The sequence below is a fragment of the Micromonospora sp. 4G55 genome, assembly GCF_016803375.1.
The window spans coordinates 1-3,577 of record NZ_JAEVHN010000624.1; the positions used below are offsets into that span (position 1 = coordinate 1).

The 3,577-nt window shown below is 75.8% G+C and carries 4 protein-coding genes and 1 pseudogene; 3 read left to right on the forward strand and 2 right to left on the reverse strand.

The annotated features are described in order from the left end of the window. The 3 genes and pseudogenes from JNW89_RS31175 to JNW89_RS31185 form a co-directional block, all read left to right on the forward strand. A pseudogene (locus tag JNW89_RS31175) lies at positions 1 to 428 on the forward strand (oxidoreductase); the annotation flags it as partial. 102 nt (positions 429 to 530) lie between these two features. Beyond that, entirely contained in the window at positions 531 to 1,487 is a 957-nt protein-coding gene (locus JNW89_RS31180) for a M48 family metalloprotease (protein WP_375155169.1), read from the forward strand. A gap of 14 nt (positions 1,488 to 1,501) precedes the next feature. Beyond that, on the forward strand, positions 1,502 to 2,143 hold the full coding sequence (locus tag JNW89_RS31185; protein WP_238449616.1) for a response regulator transcription factor: 642 nt from the start codon (positions 1,502 to 1,504) through the stop codon (positions 2,141 to 2,143). Between the two features lie 9 nt (positions 2,144 to 2,152). Here the strand turns inward: JNW89_RS31185 and JNW89_RS31190 are convergent, their stop codons facing one another. After that, entirely contained in the window at positions 2,153 to 2,725 is a 573-nt protein-coding gene (locus tag JNW89_RS31190; protein WP_238449614.1) for a DUF5709 domain-containing protein, read from the reverse strand. A gap of 73 nt (positions 2,726 to 2,798) precedes the next feature. Further along, positions 2,799 to 3,577, reverse strand: a 779-nt coding sequence (locus JNW89_RS31195; RefSeq protein ID WP_306344936.1) for an ATP-binding protein, incomplete at its 5' end; no start/stop codon positions are given.

Consider the following 3,577-nt stretch of genomic DNA (forward strand, 5'->3'; position numbering starts at 1 on the left):
CGGTGGCCAGGTCGCGGCCGAGGTCAGCCTCCGATCCGCGGTGGCCAGCGCCGCCCTGGAGGGGTACGCCCACGAGCGCGAGTCGGTCCGCGGCGGCACGGTCACCGAGCCGGTGCTCCAGGGGGCGCTGCGGGTGGCCGGGGCGCTGCCCGGACTGACCGAACTCTGGCCCAAGGCCCCTCGGCAGGCGCTGGCCAAGCTGCACGTGCTCGCCGCCCCGCGAACGTGGTGACCGGACGGACCGAAGCTGGGCCGCCCCGGTGGCCGACCCGGTGGTCGGCGCGCGGCTGGACGGCCTCGCCGGGCTGGTCGCCGGGGGCACCCAGGCGGGCGACGCCCTGCCGTCGGTGGTGCGCGACGCGCCGCTGGTCGGCCCCCTGCTCGACGCCTTCCTCAACCGATCCGGCGGCGTGGTCGGCGGCTTCGCCGGCTTCGCGGTGGGCTTCCTGGCCGGCTTCCTGGTCGTGCTGGTGCTGCCCTGGCGGGACGCCTTCGACGAGCCGGCGAACCTGTTCACCGGCCTGGTCGGGATGGTGGTGGCCGCCGCCCTGGTCGGCCTGGTCTACACCCTCGGCCGGGTGCTGCTGGAGCCGTGGCTGCTGGGCGTCTCCGGCGCGCGTCAGCTCAGCCGGCGGGAGGCGGAGCGGCTGCGGCCGATCCTGTCCGGGTGCGCCGCCCGGCTCGGCCTGCCGAGCGTGCCCCGGCTGCTGATCGAGGACGACCCGGTGCTCACCAACGCCCGGGCCTACGCCCGGCACATCGTGGTGACCACCAGCCTGCTCGACGAGCCGGACGAGGACGTCGCCGCGCTGCTCAGCCACGAACTGGTGCACTGGCGTACCGGTGACGAGGTGACCAGCGCGTTCGTCCGAGGCGTCGGGCTGCCGCTGGTGCTGGTGCACGCGGTGCCGACCTGGCTGATGCGCCGGTTCCCGCACCCGGCCACCGACCTGCTGGTCTTCATCGTCTTCTGGCCGGTGCTGCTGACCATGCGGTTCGTGGTGCTGCCCTGCCACCGCCGCGACGTCCGGGCCGCCGAGTACCGGGCCGACGCCGGAGCGGTCCTCGCCGGCCACGCGGCCGGCATGCGCTCGATGCTGGAACGGCGGCGGTCCTTCGAGACCGGCCGCAGCGGGTGGGACGAGGCGGTCTGCGCCACCCACCCGCCGTCCGAGCTGCGGCTCGACCGGCTCGAGCGGCTCACGCCGGCCACCGCCGACGCGGCGACGGCCGCCGACGGGCGGCACGCCGACGGGCGCGCCTGGGTGCTGGTCGAGGACGAGGGGAAGACGGTGACGGTGTCGGTACGCGACGCCGGCCCGGGCATCGGCGAGGGTCGGCTGGTCGAGGCGGCCCGGCAGGGGCGGCTGGGCATGAGCCAGTCGATCCGGGGCCGGATCGCCGACCTCGGCGGCGAGGTGCGGATCGTCTCCGCGCCGGGGGAGGGCACCGAGGTGGAGCTGGTGGTACCGAGGGAGGACGGGTGACCGGGGTACGGGTGATGGTGGTCGACGACCACCCGATGTGGCGGGAGGGGGTGGCCCGCGACCTCACCGAGGCCGGCCACCGGGTGGTGGCGACCAGTGGTGAGGGGCGGCAGGCGGTCCGGGTGGCCGCGGCGGCCCGGCCCGACGTGGTGGTGCTCGACCTCCAGCTGCCCGACATCTCCGGGGTCGAGGTGATCCGGGGCCTGCGGGCCGTGCTGCCCGAGGTGCGGGTGCTGATGCTGTCGGCCAGCGGCGAGCAGCAGAGCGTCCTGGACGCGGTGAAGGCCGGCGCCACCGGCTACCTGGTGAAGTCCGCCGCGCCGGCCGAGTTCCTGGACGCGGTGCGCCGCACCGCCGCCGGGGAGCCGGTCTTCACGCCCGGCCTGGCGGGACTGGTGCTCGGCGAGTACCGCCGGCTGGCCACCGACGGCGGGGCCCGGTCGGGCCGGGACGACGCGGCACCCCGGCTCACCGAGCGGGAGACCGAGGTGCTGCGTCTGGTCGCCAAGGGGCTGTCGTACCGGCAGATCGCCGAGCGGCTGGGGCTCTCGCACCGCACCGTGCAGAACCACGTTCAGAACACGCTCGGCAAGCTCCAGCTGCACAACCGGGTCGAACTGACCCGCTACGCGATCGAGCGCGGGCTCGACGACTGAGCGGCCGGCTCAGTGCGACTCCGGCGGCCGGGTCTCGTGGATCGCCAGCTCCTCGGCGGTGGCCCCGCCGCCGGCCGAGCCCGCGTCGTAGGCGACCGAGTCGGTCTCCTGGTCGGTGTGCGCCCCCTCGTCCGGTTCGACCAGCCGGCCCACCTGGGAGTCCGCGATGGTGCCCAGCTTGCCGTGGTCGTAGATGGAGACCGGGGAGTGCGGGTCCGAGGTGGGACCGGGGTTCATCACGTCGGCGTCCAGCTGCGCCTCGGCGGCGGCCTCGTCGCTGTCCGCCTCGGCGGCGATGTCCGGGTCGACCGGGCCGGCCAGCGGGTCGTCGGCGGGGCGCTCGTACTGCTCCCGCTGGAGCTTGTAGTCCAGCGACTCCCCGTCGAGCTGCTCCTCGGCGGTGGTGCCGAAGCTGTCGACCGCGACCGGGGTGCGGTCGCCGGGCAGCTGGGCCGGCTCCGGGCCGTCGGCCTCCCGGCCGGTGAGGACGTCGTCGTTGGCGGTGGAGTCGTCGTCGGCGGTGTCGGGCAGGCCCTCCGCCTCTGGGTCGGAGACGGGGGTCGGGTACTGGTCGTCGCGCATGACTGATCACTACCCACTGCCATGCCCCGGGTAACCGAGGTCCGGCTCCGCGATCGGGACGAAAGGGGAGGAGTCAGCCCTGGCGCGCGGCTTCGTCCTCGGCGTGGAGCACGCACCAGACCACCTTGCCGTTCGGCACCGGGGTGCTGCCCCAGCGCCGGGCCACCGTGTCGATCAGCAGCAGGCCACGGCCGCCGGTCGAGGTGAGCGGCGCCAGGCCGGCGTACGCGGGCTGCCGGGGGGAGTGGTCGCGGACCGCGAGGTGCAGCGAGCTGTCCCGCGGCGCGAGCCGGACCGTCATCGGCGTCCGCGCGTGGGCCACCACGTTGTTGACCATCTCGGTCACCGCGATGGACGCCGGCTCGGTCAGCTGCGGCACGCCCCAGCGGGCGCACCCGTCGGCGATCATCGCCCGGGCCTGCCGGGCGGCACCCACCGTGGGCGCGAGGTCCGCGGCGAGCAGCGCCGCCATCGGGGTACGGGCCAGCGCGGCGGTCGCCTCGTCGGCGGTCGCGTACACCGGCAGCCCGGTCGCGTCGACGCCGGTGACCGTGCCGGCCGGGTCGAGCACCAGCAGGTCGGCGGCGGGCCAGTCGGCTACCGCGCGGCGGACCTCGGTGAGCAGTCGCGCGGCGCTGCCGTCGGTGGAGCGCAGCCGCGCCACGTCGACCACGATCGGGCCGGGTCGGTCGCTCAGTCGCGCCAGCAGGGCGTCGCGGACCCGGTCGGCGGCGGTGGGCTCCAGCACGCCGCTCAGCCGCACGGTCGCGGACGACTCGTCCGCCTCCACCAGGCATCGCGCGTCCGTCGGCATGATCGTCCCATTGTGCATGCCGGCGGCCGGGCGCGCAC